The 17369-nt window shown below is 73.6% G+C and carries 17 protein-coding genes and 1 other RNA gene; 4 read left to right on the forward strand and 14 right to left on the reverse strand.

Translation table 11 applies throughout. From position 1 onward, the window contains the following. Positions 1 to 2: 2 nt before the first annotated feature. The 5 genes from ABD223_RS34410 to ABD223_RS34430 are packed head-to-tail and all read right to left on the reverse strand — an operon-like array spanning position 3 to position 6061. A complete protein-coding gene (locus ABD223_RS34410) occupies positions 3 to 614 on the reverse strand; it encodes a hypothetical protein (protein ID WP_344040913.1) in 612 nt (203 codons plus the stop codon). Continuing rightward, positions 614 to 2515 carry a hypothetical protein gene (locus ABD223_RS34415; RefSeq protein ID WP_344040914.1) on the reverse strand — a complete coding sequence of 634 codons (1902 nt, stop codon included), beginning with the start codon at positions 2513 to 2515 and terminating at the stop codon, positions 614 to 616. Before ABD223_RS34415 ends, ABD223_RS34410 begins: the two co-directional genes overlap by 1 nt. Next, entirely contained in the window at positions 2512 to 5370 is a 2859-nt protein-coding gene (locus ABD223_RS34420) for an ATP-binding protein (RefSeq protein WP_380646561.1), read from the reverse strand. Before ABD223_RS34420 ends, ABD223_RS34415 begins: the two co-directional genes overlap by 4 nt. Further along, positions 5351 to 5782 (reverse strand): hypothetical protein, encoded by a 432-nt coding sequence (locus ABD223_RS34425; RefSeq protein ID WP_344040915.1) that lies wholly within the window; start codon positions 5780 to 5782, stop codon positions 5351 to 5353. Before ABD223_RS34425 ends, ABD223_RS34420 begins: the two co-directional genes overlap by 20 nt. A gap of 3 nt (positions 5783 to 5785) precedes the next feature. Further along, positions 5786 to 6061, reverse strand: coding sequence for a hypothetical protein (locus tag ABD223_RS34430; RefSeq protein WP_344040916.1), 276 nt, complete (start codon positions 6059 to 6061; stop codon positions 5786 to 5788). A gap of 383 nt (positions 6062 to 6444) precedes the next feature. On the opposite strand from ABD223_RS34430, the gene ABD223_RS34435 reads away from it, so the two are divergent. Continuing rightward, complete coding sequence (locus tag ABD223_RS34435; RefSeq protein WP_344040917.1) at positions 6445 to 6789, forward strand: hypothetical protein; 345 nt, start codon at positions 6445 to 6447, stop codon at positions 6787 to 6789. A gap of 67 nt (positions 6790 to 6856) precedes the next feature. On the opposite strand, the gene ABD223_RS34440 is transcribed toward ABD223_RS34435, so the two are convergent. Both ABD223_RS34440 and rnpB read right to left on the reverse strand, forming a co-directional pair. Further along, entirely contained in the window at positions 6857 to 8524 is a 1668-nt protein-coding gene (locus ABD223_RS34440; protein ID WP_344040918.1) for a DUF6345 domain-containing protein, read from the reverse strand. Positions 8525 to 8930: 406 nt separating this feature from the next. Continuing rightward, positions 8931 to 9329: RNase P RNA component class A (rnpB, locus tag ABD223_RS34445), an RNA gene on the reverse strand. Positions 9330 to 9553: 224 nt separating this feature from the next. Between rnpB and ABD223_RS34450 the strand changes: the two genes are divergently transcribed. Next, positions 9554 to 10111 (forward strand): NAD(P)H-dependent oxidoreductase, encoded by a 558-nt coding sequence (locus ABD223_RS34450; RefSeq protein WP_344040919.1) that lies wholly within the window; start codon positions 9554 to 9556, stop codon positions 10109 to 10111. A gap of 45 nt (positions 10112 to 10156) precedes the next feature. On the opposite strand, the gene ABD223_RS34455 is transcribed toward ABD223_RS34450, so the two are convergent. From ABD223_RS34455 to ABD223_RS34485, 7 genes are all read right to left on the reverse strand, one after another. Then, positions 10157 to 11341 (reverse strand): bifunctional RNase H/acid phosphatase, encoded by a 1185-nt coding sequence (locus ABD223_RS34455; RefSeq protein WP_344040920.1) that lies wholly within the window; start codon positions 11339 to 11341, stop codon positions 10157 to 10159. After that, positions 11338 to 12075, reverse strand: a complete 738-nt coding sequence (locus ABD223_RS34460; protein WP_344040921.1) for a zinc ribbon domain-containing protein — start codon at positions 12073 to 12075, stop codon at positions 11338 to 11340. Before ABD223_RS34460 ends, ABD223_RS34455 begins: the two co-directional genes overlap by 4 nt. Next, the gene (locus ABD223_RS34465; RefSeq protein ID WP_344040922.1) at positions 12072 to 13217 is read right to left on the reverse strand and encodes a Nif3-like dinuclear metal center hexameric protein; all 1146 of its coding nucleotides are present in this window, start codon (positions 13215 to 13217) and stop codon (positions 12072 to 12074) included. Before ABD223_RS34465 ends, ABD223_RS34460 begins: the two co-directional genes overlap by 4 nt. Positions 13218 to 13257: 40 nt before the next feature. Further along, the gene (cobC, locus tag ABD223_RS34470; protein WP_344040923.1) at positions 13258 to 14301 is read right to left on the reverse strand and encodes an Rv2231c family histidinol phosphate aminotransferase CobC; all 1044 of its coding nucleotides are present in this window, start codon (positions 14299 to 14301) and stop codon (positions 13258 to 13260) included. Positions 14302 to 14311: 10 nt separating this feature from the next. Beyond that, on the reverse strand, positions 14312 to 15298 hold the full coding sequence (locus tag ABD223_RS34475) for a polyprenyl synthetase family protein (protein ID WP_344040924.1): 987 nt from the start codon (positions 15296 to 15298) through the stop codon (positions 14312 to 14314). Positions 15299 to 15367: 69 nt separating this feature from the next. Continuing rightward, complete coding sequence (locus tag ABD223_RS34480; protein WP_344040925.1) at positions 15368 to 15490, reverse strand: hypothetical protein; 123 nt, start codon at positions 15488 to 15490, stop codon at positions 15368 to 15370. A 155-nt stretch (positions 15491 to 15645) separates the two neighbouring features. Then, a complete protein-coding gene (locus ABD223_RS34485) occupies positions 15646 to 16113 on the reverse strand; it encodes a hypothetical protein (RefSeq protein WP_344040926.1) in 468 nt (155 codons plus the stop codon). A gap of 71 nt (positions 16114 to 16184) precedes the next feature. Between ABD223_RS34485 and ABD223_RS34490 the strand changes: the two genes are divergently transcribed. After that, positions 16185 to 16640: a low molecular weight protein-tyrosine-phosphatase gene (locus tag ABD223_RS34490; RefSeq protein ID WP_344041017.1), complete on the forward strand. Its 456-nt coding sequence runs from the start codon at positions 16185 to 16187 to the stop codon at positions 16638 to 16640. A 152-nt stretch (positions 16641 to 16792) separates the two neighbouring features. Beyond that, complete coding sequence (locus ABD223_RS34495; protein WP_344040927.1) at positions 16793 to 17356, forward strand: DUF1349 domain-containing protein; 564 nt, start codon at positions 16793 to 16795, stop codon at positions 17354 to 17356. Positions 17357 to 17369 lie beyond the last annotated feature (13 nt).

Consider the following 17369-nt stretch of genomic DNA (forward strand, 5'->3'; position numbering starts at 1 on the left):
CCTCAGCCCACCTTGTCGAACTTGTGCACTTTCCACCCCTCGGGGAGACGCACCACGACCACGTAGAGCTTGCCGTCCTCCAACGGCGCTTCGAACTCCACCGAATCGGTGAACGACTTGACCGCCTTGACCGGCTGGTCGATCACGACCGGCACGTCCACCGGGTCCACGGACTCCAATTGGGGGAACACCTCGTTGGAGGTGTGCGGCCGCAGGCCCTCCAGCCACCGCTCCTTGGTGGTGCGGCCGGGTTCGAAGTCGGAGAACGCGTCGACCCACATGTCCGCGACGAGCTGCGCGTTGGGGTTGACCGGGACCGTGGCGCCCCCGGGCGTGGGGCTGGGGGCCTTGGTCGGCAGCGGGGTCGAGGTGCGCGGCGGCGGCAGCACGCCGACCTGGTTGCCCGCGCCGGACGCCACCGTGGTGCTGGGCGCGGTGGCCGCCGGGCCCCTGCCCTTACCCGGGCCGACCGCGTTGTCGATCAGGACGCTGGTCGCGGCGACGACCGCGGCGAACCCGATGATCGCCATGGCCAGGTGGCGGGGCGACCGCAGCGGCCACCCCCACAGGCGTCGGTAGACCGCGGTCCGGCCGCGGTTGGTCCTGATCGGCATCAGCTGTCCCTGACTTCCAGCCCGCGTGACGGCCGGTAGATCACGTGGACCTGCCTGCCCGCCACCACTTCCGTCTCGGCCCGGCGCGGACTCGGCAGCTGGGTGTCCGCGACCCGCGCCGCGCCGCCGGTCACCCGCGAGGGCACCAGCACCGCGTCGTCCACCCGGTCCCAGCCCCGGTCCGCCACGGGCGGCGCGTCGACCACGCGCGAGCGGCCGGCCGGCAGCGCCGCCGGTCCGCCCCGCGAGCCCGCGGGCAGGGCGGGCGCGGGAGCGCCGCCGGAGCCGGGCACCAGCTCGCCGACGCTGTTGCCGTTGCGGTCGAGGCGCTGGGCGGTGGCGACGACCGGGTTGGCCGCCTCCGGCCGCACCCGCCGCCGGTCCCGCTGCGGCACCTCGGGGCCGTCCGGGTCGGTGTCGCGCACGGTGTCCCAGAACTCGTCCTGCGGCGTCGGCCCCTCCTTCTTGCCGCGCAGCCTGGACAGCACGCCGCCGCGCATCGGCAGGGCGCTGCTCGCGGTGCCGACGGACATCTCGACCATCTGCCACATGCGGCGCAGCGGCTTGCCGACCATGAAGCACACCAGGGTCAGCATCAGGCCCAGCAGGGTGCGGGTGAGCAGCGACAGCCCGGTCGCGCTGAAGATCGCCTGGAGCAGCAGCGCGTGCACGCCCGCCAGGACCGCCAGGACCAGCACGTTGAACACGGTGACGGCGGCGGCGCGGGCGACCTTGCGCAGCAGCTCGTGGTGGATCAGCGCGACCAGGCCGATGAGCGGGCCGGCCAGCGTGAACACCCGCAGCAGCAGCTGCGCGAGCAGCACCGCGGCCTTGGCGAACAGCTGGAACAGCGAGAACGCGACGGCCTGGAGCAGCGACAGGAACCCGGCGCCGGTGCGGCCGCCGTCGTCGCCGGTGAAGTAGCCCTGGGTGGGGCCGAGCTGGTTGTAGATGCCGGTGAACTCGGCCTTCTTCGCGTTGAGCGCGTTCTGGTCGCCGTCCTTGCTCTCGGTCAGCTCCTGCACCGTCCACGCCTGGGCGTTGAGCAGCTTGGGGCCGAACTCGGCGGCCTGCGGCGCCTCGGGCGAGCCGAACTCGCCGCGCAGCCAGCTCTGGTAGACGACCGAGTCGTGCAGCCGCGACGGCAGCACGTCCAGGGTGTCCTTGTCGTCCTCGACGTCGATGAACCCGGCCTGGATCTCCGAGGTCCTGGTGACCAGGGTGTTGTCCAGCAGGTCGTAGAACTGGGGCAGCGCGAGCGTCGAGGTCGCCAGCCACATCGCGGCCAGCGCCCACAGGCCGCGCTTGCTGATCGAGGCCAGGTCGCCCTGCCAGATCTGGCGGAACATCAGCATCGCCAGGACCAGCGCGACCAGGCCGAACCAGCGCAGGTAGACGTTGTCGTAGACCTTCTGGACGCCGTCCTTGACCGCCTGGTCCAGCGGCTGGAGCAGGCCCTGGCCGACGACCGTGTAGTGCAGGGCGTTCGTCGCGCCGACGATGTTCTTGCCGACGTTGAACAGCTCGTTGCCCATCCAGGTGTCGAGCACCGGGGTGGCGTTGGGCAGCGAGCACTTCTGCTGGTAGGTGTGCCACACCATGCCCGCGTACCCGTAGGTGAGGTACGGGGTGTCGGGCAGGCCGTTGCCGATCGGCGGGTCGATCGCGCCGACCATGCCCGAACCGGGGCGCTCGGGGTTCGGCGCCTCGCCGCACGGCGCGGCCTGGGCGGGGGTGGCGCCGATGACGACCTGGAGGCCGACGAGCGCCACCACCACGGTCATCGCGCGCCAGCGACCCGAGCCGGCGCGGGCCGGCGTCCCTTCCTCACGGGCGCGTGCGTGCCGCCGCCGCGCGTGGAGCGCGGCGGCCACCAGCGCCACCAGCAGCAGCGTGCTCATGCCACGCCTTCCCGTCCCGGACGGCGGTTTCCTCCCTCGCCGTGCGCCGAGTCGACCAGGTCGTCCACCAGGCCGACCTCCAGGTCGGCGGCCAGTTCGTCGTCGTAGTCGTCGGGGTGTTGCTCTTCGTGGGCGAACGGGTCCCGCGGCGGCGCGGCCTCCAGCTCGGCGGGCTCCGCGCCCTCGCGCAGGGCGTCCGGCGTGGTGTCCAGCGAGGTGCGCAGGTGCTCCAGGTGCGGCCCGGAGAAGTCGATCCGGATCCGCTCCACGCCGCCCGCGCCGTCGGCGAAGATGAACTGCCGCGGCGCGCGGTCGCGCTCGGTGCTGTTGCGCACGCCGCCGGGGCGCCGGCCCAGCGAGGCCACCACCTGCTCGTAGCCCGCGCCGACCGGCACCTTCAGCAGCCGCAGCGCGTCCTCCTGCGCCTGGTCGTCGTCCAGCCGGCCGACGAAGACCGAGTCGAGCAGGGCCACGAAGCCCTGGATCCTCAGGAAGTCCGCGGGGATCTGCGACGACAGCAGCACGCGCACGTTCCACTTGCGCGAGTCGCGGGCGAAGCGGTTCATCAGCACGCGGCCGGTGGGCACCTCGGACAGGAAGAACGCCTCGTCGATCCAGACGCCCTTGCGCAGGTCCTTCGGCCGCTCGTAGATCGACCGCTGGGTCAGCCACGCGGCGAGGTTCAGCATCTCCACGCCCAGGGACTCCGCGTCCGTCCAGTGCTCGCGCCCCACGCCGTCCTTCGGCAGGTTCAGCCCCGCCATGGTGAGCACGGTGAGCCGGTCGTCGCGCTGCTCGTCGTACGGGTCGAGGTCCTGCTCGGGGATGAGCAGCGACATGCGCTCCCGCATCTCGTCGAGGAAGTCCGCGACGACGACCGCGTGCTCGTGGTGCTCGCTCGCGTCCCGGCGCAGGGCCTCGAACACCATGCCGGGGTGCGCGTCGGGCCGGCCGCCGACCGTGCGGACCGCGCGCAGCAGCACGATCCGGGTCTGCGGCAGCCTGGCCACCTCGAACGGCAGCAGGCCGGTGAGCACGTCCAGCACGAGGCGGCGCCGGGTGGCCGCGGCCAGCGCGCGTTCGCGCCGCCACGCCCGCTCCGGGTCGTCCTCGTCCGTGAAGTGCTCCAGCTGCGGCTCCGCGACCACCCGGTACGGGTTGAGGATGCCGGGCTGGGCGTTGAGCAGGTTGATCGGCCGCGCGTACGGGCGCAGCTCCGGCAGCTCGCACAGGGCGGCCAGCGGGCCCGACGGGTCGAGCAGCGTCCAGTGCGCGCCGGAGCGCAGCGTCTTGTAGACGATGCCGCCGCCGAGGAACGACTTGCCCGCGCCCAGGCCGGCGACCATCGCGGTCAGGCCGGAGGCGTCGCGCAGCTCCTGCGCCATCCACGGGTCCCACGCCACCGGGCGGCGGGTCGCGGTGACCGTCTCACCGAGCAGGATGCCCCGGCGGTCGCCCACCTCGGCGGTCGCCGTCGGCACGGACGAGGCCGCCCACAGCACCGAGCCGCGGCGCAGGTAGGCCGAGGACGACAGCGGCTCGCCCGGGATGAACTCGCGGGCGATCGCGTACTGCGCCTCGGGGTGCTCGATGGCGATCTTCGGCTTGTAGAGGTCGAGCAGGGACTGGGCGAGCTTGAGCGCCTCGCGCTCGGTCGGCCCGGACACCGCCAGCCGCCACCAGGACCGCACCCTGGTGCCCAGCGCGGTGAAGCCCGACGTCATCTCGTCGTCGATCTCCAGCACCCGGGACGCCTGGCGGGCCAGCGACTGCGGCGGCTCCAGCTCGTGCTCGTCGGTGTAGTGGCGCACCTGCGAGCGGACCTTGCTCATCTGCCGCTGGAGTTCGCCGGAGACCTCCTCCGGGCGGCGGACGTAGATGCGCGCCGACCACTCCACCGAGGCGGGCAGCCGGTCGGACCGCTGCACCCACGGGTCGTCGACCTCGGGGATCCGCAGGCCGTGCATCAACCCCACGGTGAGCACCGCGACGTGCCGCCGGATACCCGCGTTCGAGCCGGTGCGGCCGCGCACCACCACGGTCGGCGAGTACGGCTCCTGGTGGAAGTCGGCGGCGTCGGTGAACGACGCCAGGTCCTCGGGCTCCCAGGGTGCGCCGGGCACGGCGGGCAGGTTGCGCGGCGCGGGCAGGCCCAGCGAGCACGACCGGTGCATCAGCCAGGACATCTCCTCGGCCGTGGCCGGGCGGCCCTCCAGGCCGGCGGAGCCGATCACCTGGTCCAGGTGGTCGATCTCGGACTCGATCGCGACCAGCTCGGCGTCCACCGCGTCCGGGAAGACCTTGCGCAGCACGGGGGCGGCGCGCTCGACCGCGCGGTCCATCATGTTGCGGGTCTGCACCTGGACGCCGAGGTAGACCTCCTTCTCGGCCATCGACCGGCCCATCAGCTGCTGCTGCTCGCCGACCATGTAGTCGTCGAAGCTCAGCGTGCCGGGGGTGTCGGGCAGCCGGCGCACGGCGTTGTGCACGTGCGCCTCGGCCCACATCCGGATCGGGTAGGGCCGGTTCGTCACGCGCAGGTGCATCCAGCGGCCCTGGAGCTCGGCGTACTGGCCCGCGATCGCGGCGATCAGGTCCTGCCGCTGGGAGTCCGAGCGGAACGACCAGCGCTGCGGCGCGAGCTTGTACCAGGCGTACACCTCCTGGCCGGTGCGCAGCAGGTGGCCGTCGATGCTGCGGGCCGAGATCGACGGGGTGTAGCTGGGCACTGCCTGCTCGCCGGGCAGGCGGCGACCGCGCTTGCTGTAGACCTTGCGGTCGTCGCGGGCGGCGGCTGCGTGCTGGGCGACGTGCGCAGCGGAGCGTCGGTTGCGGTCACGCCGGCGTCCGAACACCGCGCACCTCCTTCTTACGGCGGTCTGGGCCCTTCCGCTTCACGCGCTTGCGCGGGCGGTGCTGGCTGACCCGGATCCGGGCGGCGCTGGCGGCGCCGCCGCGGCCGGAGGTCGTTTCGCGCGGCGAGGTCAGCTCGCGCACCCACATCGTCGTGACCGACGACAGCGGGCGCTCGTGGCTGATCTTCGCGCAGATGAAGCGGGTCAGGGCGACCGTGATCACGAAGCCCCAGCCGGTGTTGATGAAGTCGAACCCGAACCCGATCTGCCGCTGGACCGCGGTGACCAGCAGGAAGACCACGATGCCGACGCCCCACGCGACGTAGCGCGCACGCCAGGGGAACGTTGCCCTGGGCGGCCCGAGCCAGACGGCGTCGACCCGGTAGACCTCGTCGTCAGTGCGTACCCGCAAGGGTCACCCGCCGGTGAACAGGCCGGCGATCCACGAGCCGATGTTGGCGCCCGCGTCCGTGGTCACGGCCAGTCCGACGATCGCCAGCGCGACGATGACACCGCCCAGGCGGCGCATGACCCCGGCGTTGTCGCCCTTGCCGCCGCCCAGCCACAGCAGCAGCACGGCGACCGTGAGCAGGAGCAGGGGCAGCAGGTTGTCGAGGATCCACTGGCGCACCCCGCCTGTGCCCAGGGCGGGCTGTTGCTGCGCGAGTGTTACCAGGGTCATGGCCGTCATTGCAGTACTCCTGAGTACGCAGGACTTCGCCGGTCGGACCGAGGGGTGTCCGGCCGGGTGTGCGTTATCGAGTAGAACACGTCTTCGTCACGAGGTGTATCGGTCCGTTAGCGGTGCGTAGATCAACAACCATTCCCCTGACTGTCGATTACGTCTAATCTAGCCACAGACATGATGGGTCCGGGGAAGCCGGTGGAGAACCGGGGAGTCCGGATTCTCCCGATTGCTGGGACAGTTCACTCGACTGCGAACTTCCTGGTCACGGATAGTACGCAAGATCCGGTGCCCCCCATCCGCCTGCCAACACCGGGTGCACCGTTCGGCCCAGTGTCAGATCCGAACGGTCCGCACCCACACGAGTGACGACGCCGAGGAGGCCGCAGATGGCCCAACCGCCGGAAGCCGCGCCCGAACCAGCCGCCGGGGTGAACGAGATCACGGTGGCGGTGGCCGTCTCGGGTGTTGATCAGGTTACCGGCCCGGAGCGGCCCGCGGGGCGGCGGGTGCAGCGGACGGTCAACTTCGACCAGGAGGTGCTCGAACGCGCCAGGGCCGCGGCGACCTACCTCGCGGCGTACGAGGCGTCGGCCGGGGTGCGCAGCCTCGCCGACATCGTCAACCCGGCCGTGGCCGCCTACGTGGCCGAGCTGGAGGAGCGCTACAACGACGGCGAGGCGTTCCGCCCGGTGATCCGGATGCAGCCGGGGCGGCCGTCCCGGCGCACGTGAAAGGGCCCCTTCCGACCCCCAGCAGCCGGAAGGGACCCCACGGGTCACGGCGCGCCCGTCACGCCGGTCAGCTGGGACCGGAGATCTTCCAGTAGCCGCCGGGGGTCGTGATGTCCGACCCGACCGCGCCCCGGTTCCAGAAGTAGTCGTTGAAGTTGGCCAGGTTGCCCGAGCTGCTCATCGCGCCCATGGTCGCCCACCGCACGTACGACGGCTGCGTGTCGATCGACGCCTGCGCCCACGCGTCCCGCACCCGCATCGGCCGCTGCAACGGGCGCAGCGACGACCGCAGCAGGTAGTTCGAGTAGCGCCCGCCGAACGAGCTGGTCGTCGGCACGAACGCGCCCGGCTGCACGATGGCGGTCTCGAAGCTGTTGATCTGGTGCAGGCCGCGGAACGCCCGGCCCCACCGCTGCCACCACGCCTGGCCGCTCGCCGTGGTCTGGAGCAGGCTCGGCGTGTAGAGGCTCATCCACTCCGAGTCCCGGTTGCCCCAGCGGGCCTCGGTGTTGCGCAGGGTGGTGTCGTTGACCGAGCTGCACCGGGCGAACGACAGGCCGAACGGGCCGCCGTTGCCGTGGTAGAAGGTCATGTCGACGTCGTCGGTGTAGAGGTGGTCCTGGCCGCCGGCGAACGCCGGGTCCTTGAAGTCCTGCTCCCACGCGTTCGGGCCGGTCCAGCTGAACTGCACCGGCACGGCGGCCGAGGTGAACCGGTTGTTGAAGCCGGTGATGCTGCTGGGCACGCCGTACAGGCCCTGGCAGGAGCCGGTGCCCTCGCTGCCGACGTCGATCCGGGGGATCCAGTTGGCGCCCACGTCGCCCGCGTCGGCCGCGGAGGGGTTGGGCGCGGTGGACCCGGAGGCCCGGCGCGGCGGCACGGTGGCGTCGGGCGCGGGCAGGGACGAGCCCACGAGGGCGGGCAGGAAGAACACCGGGGCGTTCTCACCGGGGTCGACGCCCTCGCAGCGGAAGAACGGCTCCAGGTGCGTCTGCCCCGAGCCCAGCGGACCGGAGGAGTAGACGTACTGGACCGCGCCCAGCGGCACGCCGCCCAGCACCTCGACGCACTTCTGGTAGCCGTGGTCCAGGTCCAGCACCGGCTTGGAGCCGACGGGGACGACCTCGCGGGAGGCGTAGGTGAGCTGGGTGACCGCGCCCGAGCCGTCCAGGGAGACCCGGACCTTCGAGCCCGGGCCCTCCAGCGGCACGCCGCCGAGCTTGAAGTCGAACGTCACCGTGGTGTCCAGCGCCGCGCTCGCCAGGGTCCCGCCGTTGGCGTCGACGATGTCGAGGGTGGAGTGCGAGGCGCCGGGGGTCGCCTCGGCGGGCAGCAGGCCGATCCCGCGCAGGGTCTCGGCGACGCGCTTGGTCGCGTCCTCCGGCGGCACGGCCTTGATCGCGCGGATCGCCGCGACGTCGAACGCGGTCTGGGTGGTGGCCTGGCCGCTCTCGTCGGGCTGGCCCGCGCCGCGGTCGATCGAGGGCACGCGCAGGTGGCGCTCCTCGTCGGTGAACGTGACGACGCCCTCGGGGGTGCGCTCGACGGACCTCAGCCCGAACGCCTTCTGGAGGGCGGCGGCCTGCGCGTCGGAGATCCCCTCGGAGCGGACCGCGTAGACGGGTAACTCGTCCGCCGGGGCCGCGCCGGCGCCGGTGGCGCCGGTGAGCGCCGCCGCGCCCAGCAGCCCGGTCAGGGCGAGCACCGTTGCTCCCTGACGTCTGGTGGTGGACATGCGTTTCCTCCTTCTGGGCCGCGGGGCAGGGCCCGCGGTTCGCCGGGAGGAGGGTCGATCGGCGGGGCTGATACGCAAGATCACTCGAACGGCGTCACTTCTGTAACGCGACCGGGGAGAGGGGGATCTACAGGCGGACCAGTGCGCCTTCTGGCCGGTGGCGGGCCTGGGCGAGGACCGGGGCGGGGCTGGGGCCGGGCTGGGGTCGAGGACCGGGGCGGGGCTGGGGCGGGAGCTGAGGCCGGAGCCGGGGGCCGGGGTCGGCCGAGGGCCGGAGCGGGCGCGCGGAGCCGGAGCCCGAAGTCGGAGCCCGAAGCCTGAACCGGGGCTGGGGCTGGGGCTGGGGGTCGGAGCCAGGGCCGGCACCGCAACTGGGACCGGGGCCGGGCCGGCACCGGGGTTGGGGCGGATGAGCCGGCATGTAAGCCGGATTCTGTTCCCGGGGGCCTCGCGGCGCTCCCGTTCGGCGGCCATCCATCTCGGCCTGCCGTTGCCGACAGGCTCGTGCGGCCTACCCGCAGGCATCGGACGGGCCGTCCTCGAACGCCTGCGCAGGTGCCCGGGGGCACCCTCCTGGCCTTGCTCCGGGTGGGGTTTACCTAGCCGCCCCCGTCACCGGGGGCGCTGGTGGTCTCTTACACCACCGTTTCACCCTTACCCCGGCTCTCACCGGGGCGGTCTGTTCTCTGTGGCACTGTCCCGAGGGTCGCCCCTGGTTGCCGTTGACAACCACCCTGCCCTGTGGAGTCCGGACTTTCCTCGGCGGCGGAGGTGAATCCGCCGACGCGGCCGCCCTGCCGACTCATCCGCTCCCACCAGCGTAGTCGGCCCGCTCCCAGGCAGTGGAACCAGGTCGCCCGAAGCTTGTCGGGGTGTGGAATTGCTGCTCTACTCGGAACATGCCGGGAATGGGTGGACTGACTCGACGTCGTCACGTCGACTTCGGTCGCACCGCCGCCGCGATCTGTTGTCGCTGACGCATTTACCTCGTACACCGATCCTTTTCACACCGAAAGGTGTCAGGAATCCATGTCCTCTGTCCTGGTGATTTCCGGCAGTCCCTCGCCCGTGTCCCGCACCGGCATCCTCGTCGCCCGCGTCGAGGAGCTGCTGCGCGGGTCCGAGCACGACGTCCGCACCCTGCACGTCCGCGAACTCCCGACGTTGTCCCTGCTCATGGAGGACCTGCGGGACCCGGAGATCGGCGACGCGGTCGCCGCCGTGCTGCGCGCCGACGGCATCGTGGTCGCCAGCCCGGTCTACCGGGCCGCCTACAGCGGCCTGGTGAAAGCGCTGCTGGACCTGTTGCCGAAACGCGCGCTGCGCGGTCGCGCGGTCCTGCCGCTGGCCACCGGCGGCAACCAGGGCTTCCTCGTCGCGATGGACTACGCGCTCAACCCGCTGCTCGCCGGCAAAGGCGCGGACAACGTGCTGCGCGGTGAATTCGTCCTCGACGGCGACATCACCGGCGACGTGATCGAGGCGAAAGCCGACGCGGCGGTGCGCGGCGCGGTGGAGCGGTTCGCGCACGCCGTCGCGGAGGCCCGGTTCCGGCGTGCGCGCCCGCGCCTGCGCGTCGCGGGGTAGCCGGCTCGCCCCGCCGGCGGTGACCTGGCGGCGGTGACCTGCCGGCTAGGCCAGGTGGGACGTGTCGTTGACCAGCCGCACCGAGGCGTGCCCGTCGGGGTAGAACTCGACCACCGACAGCGACGCCAGGTCCAGGTGCAGCCGGAACAGCAGCGAGGGGCCGACGTCCAGCGCGGTCCGCAGCAGCTGCTTGATCGGCGTGACGTGGCTGACCACGACGACGTCCGCGCCGCCGTAGCGGGCGATGAGGTCGGTCTTGACCCGCCGCGCGCGCCGCAGCACCTCGTCGAAGCTCTCGCCGCCCGGCGCGGGCACGGTCGGGTCGGACAGCCACCGCCCGTGCACGTCGGGGTCGCGCTGGGCGGCCTCGGTGAAGGTCAGGCCCTCCCACTCGCCGAAGTCGGTCTCGACCAGGCCCTCGTGGGTGGTCAGCTCGGCGCCGGTGGCGGCGGCGACGGCGCGCGCGGTCTCCTGCGCCCTGGCGAGTGGCGAGGACACCACGGCGGCGACGCCGGCGAGCTTGCCCAACCTGCGGGCGGCGGCCTCGGCCTGCCCGCGGCCGACCTCGGTCAACCGCGGGTTGCCGCGCCCGGAGTAGCGGCGGGCCACCGACAGCTCGGTCTGCCCGTGCCGCAGCAGGTGCAGCCGGGTCGGCTCGCCCACCGCGCCGGTCCACGACGCCGGCGGCGCCTGCCCCGTCCCGCCGGCCTCGACCTCGCCGAACTCCAGCTGCCCGGTCCCGGGCCGCTGGGGCTCGGGCCGCTGGGGCTCGGGCCGCTGGGGCTCGGGCTGCTGGGGCTCGGGCCGCCGCGCCACGCCGGCCTGGTCGTCCATGGCCTGGTTGGCGAGCCGGTCGGCGCGCTTGTTGCGCTCGCGCGGCATCCACTCGTAGCTCACCCGCCGGAACGCCCGCGCCAGCTCGCGCGCGGTCGCGAACAGCGGCTGCATCGCCGGGTGCTTGACCTTCCAGCGCCCGGACATCTGCTCGACCACGAGCTTGGAGTCCATCCGCACGACCACCTCGTCGGCGCCCACCTCGGTCGCCGCCCGCAGCCCCGCGATCAGGCCCTGGTACTCGGCGACGTTGTTGGTGGCCACGCCGATGCCCTCGGCCCGCTCGGCGAGCACCTCGCCGACCGCGGACAGCACCACGGCGCCGTAGCCGGCGGGCCCGGGGTTGCCGCGCGACCCGCCGTCCGCCTCGACGAAGACCTTCACCCCACCCGTCACAGGGCGGATTCCGAGGTGCGGACCATGACCGCGTCGCACTCCTCGCACTGCACGACCTCGTCCGCGGGCGCGTCCTTGACGTTGGACAGCGCGTTGCGGTCCAGCTCGATCCGGCACGCGCCGCAGCGGCGGGACTGGAGCAGCGCGGCCCCGGTGCCCTTGTGCAGGCGCACCCGGTCGTAGAGGGCCAGCAGCGGCCCGGGGAACTGGCCGACCATCGTCGTGCGCTCGGCGGTGCGCTTGGTCTCGGTGGACTCCAGGTCGGCCAGCGCGGAGTCGCGGCGGCGGGCCGCGTCCGCCAGCGCCTCCTGGGCCTTGTCCAGCTCGACGCGGGCGTGCTGCGAGTTCGCCTCGACGGCCTCGCGGCGCTCCATCAGCTCCAGCAGGTCGTCCTCCAGCGCGCCGCGCCGGCGGCCGAGGGTGGCCAGCTCGTGCTCCAGGTCGGTGAGCTGCTTGGCGCCGACCGTGCCGCCCTGGAGCAGCTTGCGGTCGCGCTCCTCGCGGGCCCGGACCTGGTCGATCTCGGTCTCCTGCCGCTTGATCTCGCGGTTGAGGTCGCCGAGGTTGGTCTCGACCGTGGTCAACGCGTCCTGCTTGGCCCGCAGCACCTTCTCGGCCTCGGCGATCTCCGCCAGCTCGGGCAGCGTGCGGCGGCGGTGGGTCACGCGCGCCAGCTCGGCGTCGACCCGGGCGAGGTCGAGCAACCGGCGTTGCACGGCGGGATCGGCTTTCACTGGGTTCCTCCTGTTCGGCTCGTCGCGCCGACGGTCCACGGGTCGGTCCGGCGGGTCGAGACGACGACCTCGACCGTACCGCCGAGGGCCGAGCGCACGACTTCGGCCGCCTGCCCGCACCACGGCCACTCGCTGGCCCAGTGCGCCACGTCGACGAGCGCGGGCCCGCCGGCGGCCAGGTGCTCGCCCGCCGGGTGGTGGCGCAGGTCCGCGGTCACGTAGGCGTCGACGCCCGCCCGCGTCGCGGCGGACAGGTAGCCGTCGCCCGCGCCGCCGCACACCGCGACCCGCCGCACGGGCCGGTCGGGGTCGCCGGCGGCGCGCACGCCCCACGCGGTGGCGGGCAGGGCGTCGGCGACGCGCCGGGCGAACTCGCGCAGCGGCTCGGCCTCGGCCAGCTCGCCCACGCGGCCGATGCCCGTGCCGGACGGCAGCTCGGCGACCTCGTTGAGGTTGAACGCGACTTCCTCGTACGGGTGGGCGGCGCGCAGCGCGCGCACGACCTCGGCGCGGCGGCGGCGCTCCAGCACCACCTCGACGCGCGTCTCGGGCAGCCGCCGCAGCTCGCCGACAGCGCCGTCGGCGGGGTTCGCGCCGGGCAGCGGCCGGAACTGGCCGGTGCCGTCGACGGTCCACGCGGCGTCGCGGTAGTCGCCGAGGGCGCCCGCGCCCGCGGCGTGCAGGGCCTCCAGGACCTGCTGGGCGCGGTCCACCGGCGCGTAGGTGGCCAGCACGTCCAGCTGCCGGGCCGGCGCGGGCGACAGCGGCCCGGTGACCCGCAGGCCCAGGGCGCCGGCCAGCGCGTCGGACACGCCCGGGTTGGCGGCGTCGGCGTTGGTGTGCGCGGTGTAGAGCGCCACGCCCGCCCGGATCAACCGGTGCACCAGGGCGCCCTTGGGGTCGTCGGCGGGCACGCCGTTGACACCGCGCAGCATCAGCGGGTGGTGGGCCACCAGCAGCTGCGCGCCGACCTCCAGCGCCTCGTCCACTGTGGACTCGACGGGGTCGACGCAGAACAGGGCCCTCGTCACGGGTTCGGCGCGGTCGCCGCAGACCAGGCCGACCGCGTCCCACGACTCGGCGGTGGCGGGCGGGTAGGCCGCCTCCAGCACGGCCAGCACGTCCCCGAGCGTCGTCGTCACACGTCCTCCAGCACGGCCGGCACGTCCCCGAGCGTCGTCGTCACGCGTCCTCCAGCACCACGCGCAGCGCGTCCACCAGCAGCGCGAACTCCTCCGGCGCGCGCACCGCGACCCGCAGGTGGTCGGCGGTCAGGCCGGGGAACGTGTCGCCGCGCCGCACCGCCACCCCCTTGTCGCGCAACGCCTGCCGCACCCGCGGCCCGTCGGGCACGCGCAGCAGCACGAACGGCGCGGCCGGCGGCACGACCACCAGGTCGCCCAGCCGCGCCACGGCCAACGACGTGTGCTCGCGCGCCTCCCACGCCAGCGCGTCGGCCTCGGCCACGGCCTCCGGCGAGCAGCACGCCGCCACCGCCTCCAGCACGAGGCTGCCCACCGGCCACTGGGGCCGGGGCAGCGCCAGCTGCGCCAGCAGCTCCGGCGCGCCCAGGAAGTAGCCCGCGCGCAGCCCGGCCAGGCCCCACGTCTTGGTCAGGCTGCGCAGCACCAGCAGCCCGGCCCGGTCGCCGCGGCCGGCCAGCGACTCGGGCTCGCCGGGGATCGCGTCGGCGAACGCCTCGTCCACCACCAGCACCCGGCCCGGCCTGGCCAGCGCCGCGACCACCTCGGCCGGGTGCAGCACGGACGTGGGGTTGGTCGGGTTGCCCAGCACCACCAGGTCGGCCTCGTCGGGCACCAGCTCGGGCCGCAGCCGGTAGTCGTCCTCGGGCCGCAGCTGCACCCGCCGCACGGGCACGCCCGCGTCGCGCAGCGCCACCTCGGGCTCGGTGAACGACGGGTGCACCACGGCGGCCAGGCCGGGGCGCAGGTGCGGCAGCAGGGCGAAGCCCTCGGCGGCCCCGTTGAGCACCAGCACCTCGTCCGGCGACCGGCCGTGCCGCGCCGCGACGGCCTCGCGGGCCCGCAGGTCGGCGTCGGCGCCCGGGTAGGAGCCGAGGGCGCCCAGGGCGGCGGCCAGCCGGTCGCGCAGCCACCGCGGCGGCGCGGGCACCCGCACGTTCACCGCGAAGTCCGCGAGTCCGGGCGCGGCGTCGACGTCCCCGTGGTGGCGCAGCAGCGCCCGGCCGGGATCCTGGCTGGTCATCGCCGGGAGTCTAGGCGATCTGCGAGGCCGCCCAGTCGAGGTAGGCCCCCGGCAGCTCGCGCAGCACGCCGAGCGCTCCCGGGTCGGGCAGGTCGGGCAGCTCCCGCACCGCCCGCGCGGCCAGCGACGTGCAGTGCGCGAGGGTGTCCGCGACGAGGCTGGTGCGCCGCAGCCCGGCGAGCAGCCCGGCCACCTCGTCGTCGGTCAGCTCGCGGCCGCGCTCCTCCAGCAGCCGGCGCTGGTCGGCGTCGAGGGCGCGCAGCAGCGGCAGCGTGTAGACGCCCTGGCGGATGTCGTTGCCGACCGGCTTGCCCAGCCGCCGGGACGTGGACGCCAGGTCCAGCAGGTCGTCGAGGACCTGGAACTGCACCCCGAACAGCGCGCCGTAGCGGCCCAGGGCGGCGGTGGTCGCCTCGTCGGCGTCGGCGCAGTGCGCGGCCAGCACGCAGCCCACCTCGAACAGCGCGCCGGTCTTCAGCTCGATCGAGCGCAGCGCGTCGTCCGGCGAGCGGTGGGCGTCGTAGAGGTCGAGCACCTCCAGCACCTGGCCCTCGACCAGGGCGGCGACGGCCTCGGCGAGCCTGCTCGCGGCGTAGGGCGAGATCCGGTCGAGCGCTACTTGACTGGCGCGGGCCAGCATGAAGTCCCCGACGAGCACGGCGGGCCCGTCGCCCCAGGCCGCGTTGACCGTGCGCACGCCGCGCCGCTCGGTGGCGCCGTCCATGAGGTCGTCGTGCACCAGCGAGCCCGCGTGCAGCAGTTCCACGCAGGCGGCGGCGGTGATCGCCTTGTCGGGCACGGAGCCGGCCACGGCCAGGGAGCCCGCCAGCACCAGGATCGAGCGCAACCGCTTGCCGCCCGCGGCGGTGATGCGGCCGGCGTGGGCGTTGACGACCGGCAGCGACGACGACGTCGCCAACCGCCGCACCTCGTCCTCGACCAGCGGCAGCGCCGCGGCCAGGGCGGGCATGGTCGGCATGGGCTTCACGGTGGACACGCGGCGATCGTCGCGCGGCCCGGCTGAGAGCCCGCTGAGATCATCTCAAGGCGATCAGCCCAGCGAGGATCAGCCCAGCGAGGAGACCACCGAGGCGAACATGGCGAACAGCACGACCGCCGCGCTCAGCACCAGGTGCGCGAGCGAGGGCGCCTCGCACCCGGTCAACCGGCACAGCGTCGACTCGTTCACCGGTCGCCGGCCTTCCGCGGCCGACCGGGCGAACCCCGGTGGACGGGCTGCCCGGCGGTGAGCGGACGAGTGCGGCGCACGACACACTTGTCGGACATACGCGTCCCTTCCCCGACATTCCACATACATTGTCGTCGGAATTGAACGCCTGTCCGTTACCCGTTCTCGCGCTTTCGCAGGCTTTCCTCCGCGGCCGACAGGAACCGGGCCCGGTCCTGCCTGATCCGCTGCCGCCGCTGCCGCTCCCGGACCCACGTCCGCACGTCGTCGGCCTGGAGGGCGGCCGCCTCGCGGTAGAACTCGCCCTCGAACCACCACCACGACCTAATGCCGTGCCTGGCAATGCGCACGGGCTGTTCCCGTTGCGACACGTCCAGTGACGGAAAATCGGCGACCAGGCTCGGCGGGCATCCCGTGCCGACGAAGAAAAGCCTTTTCCGGAACAGCGGACCGCGATCGGTGAAGAATCCGGCGTTCGGGTCGGGCGCCAGCCCGCCGGGCGAGGTCACCGGGCGGGGCCGGGCGAACGCGGGCGTCTCCGGCCACGACCGGCGCCGCAGCGCCACCCCGACGACCACCCCGACCGCGAGCAGCACGACGACACCGACCACGACCCCGGACATCGAACCCCCCACGAGCGCCGGCCGACCGGTCCCGCGTGCGCCGCGACCTGGCAGACTCCGCTGCCGTGGGCTTGCACGTGACCTTCATCTGCACCGGCAACATCTGCCGTTCCCCCGTGGCCGCGATCATATTCCGGGAGCACCTGCGGCGAGCGGGCCTGGGTGACCTCGTCGAGGTGACCAGCGCGGGCACCGGCGGCTGGCACGTGGGCGACCCGGCCGACCCGCGCGCGGCGAAGTCGTTGGCGGACAACGGCTACCCGACCGGGCACGCCGCCGCGCAGGTCGCGGACGACCACCTGGACGCCGACCTGCTGGTGGCGCTGGACTCGGGCCACGCCCGCGCCCTGCGGCGGCTGGTGACCGACCCGTCGCGGGTGCGGCTGCTGCGGTCGTTCGACCCGGACGCGGACGGGGTGGACGTGCCGGACCCGTACTACGGGGACGAGGCCGGGTTCGACCGGGTGATCGCGATGGTGGAGGCGGCCGTGCCGGGGCTGCTGGCGTGGGCGCGCGAGCGGTTGTGACGTCGGGCACCCGACCGCCGCGCGCGGTCGCATCGACCCCGACGGCCGGCGCGACCGCGTCCCCCTTCCCCTCCCGGCGCACTCCGCGTTTTCCGGTCGGAGTTACGCCCAACAGGCCTTGGCTGCGGCCCGTGCGTTGACATGATGGTTCGATGGGCATGCGACTCTTCGGGCACGAGGACTGGCGCTGGATCAACGAGCCCCGCTCCTGGTCCGCCGAGGACGGCCTGACCATCACCGCGGACCCGGACACCGACTTCTGGCGCACCACCCACTACGGGTACGACCGCGACTCCGGGCACCTCCTGGGCGTCCCGGTGATCGGCGACGCCACCTTCACCGCCTCGTTCACCGCCGACTACGCCGCCCAGTACGACCAGGCGGGCGTCGCGCTCCGCGTGGACGACCGCAACTGGATCAAGGCGGGCGCCGAGCTGGTGGACGGCGAGTTCCAGATCAGCACCGTCGTGACCAGGGAGTTCTCCGACTGGTCGGTGGTGGGCGTGGCTCGGGCCGACCGGATGACGATCTCCGCGGCGCGCGAGGGCGACGCGGTGACCCTCCGCTACGGCCTCGGTGACGAGGAGCCGGTCAACCTGCTGCGCCTGGCGTACTTCCCGCCCGACGTGCCCGCGCTGGTCGGGGTGATGGCGGCGGCGCCGACCGGGGGCGGTTTCACCGTCCGGTTCGACCGGATCCAGGTCACATCGGCGTAGGGCTTACCGTGGT

The organism is Saccharothrix xinjiangensis (assembly GCF_039527585.1).
GTDB classification, from domain to species: domain Bacteria; phylum Actinomycetota; class Actinomycetes; order Mycobacteriales; family Pseudonocardiaceae; genus Actinosynnema; species Actinosynnema xinjiangensis.

Coding starts and splice junctions, on each gene's coding strand:
- ABD223_RS34410 (WP_344040913.1), bottom strand. CDS start 614: ATGCCGATCAGGACCAACCGCGGCCGGACCGCGGTCTACCGACGCCTG.
- ABD223_RS34415 (WP_344040914.1), bottom strand. CDS start 2,515: ATGAGCACGCTGCTGCTGGTGGCGCTGGTGGCCGCCGCGCTCCACGCG.
- ABD223_RS34430 (WP_344040916.1), bottom strand. CDS start 6,061: ATGACGGCCATGACCCTGGTAACACTCGCGCAGCAACAGCCCGCCCTG.
- ABD223_RS34435 (WP_344040917.1), top strand. CDS start 6,445: ATGGCCCAACCGCCGGAAGCCGCGCCCGAACCAGCCGCCGGGGTGAAC.
- ABD223_RS34440 (WP_344040918.1), bottom strand. CDS start 8,524: ATGTCCACCACCAGACGTCAGGGAGCAACGGTGCTCGCCCTGACCGGG.
- ABD223_RS34450 (WP_344040919.1), top strand. CDS start 9,554: ATGTCCTCTGTCCTGGTGATTTCCGGCAGTCCCTCGCCCGTGTCCCGC.
- cobC (WP_344040923.1), bottom strand. CDS start 14,301: ATGACCAGCCAGGATCCCGGCCGGGCGCTGCTGCGCCACCACGGGGAC.
- ABD223_RS34485 (WP_344040926.1), bottom strand. CDS start 16,113: ATGTCCGGGGTCGTGGTCGGTGTCGTCGTGCTGCTCGCGGTCGGGGTG.
- ABD223_RS34495 (WP_344040927.1), top strand. CDS start 16,793: ATGGGCATGCGACTCTTCGGGCACGAGGACTGGCGCTGGATCAACGAG.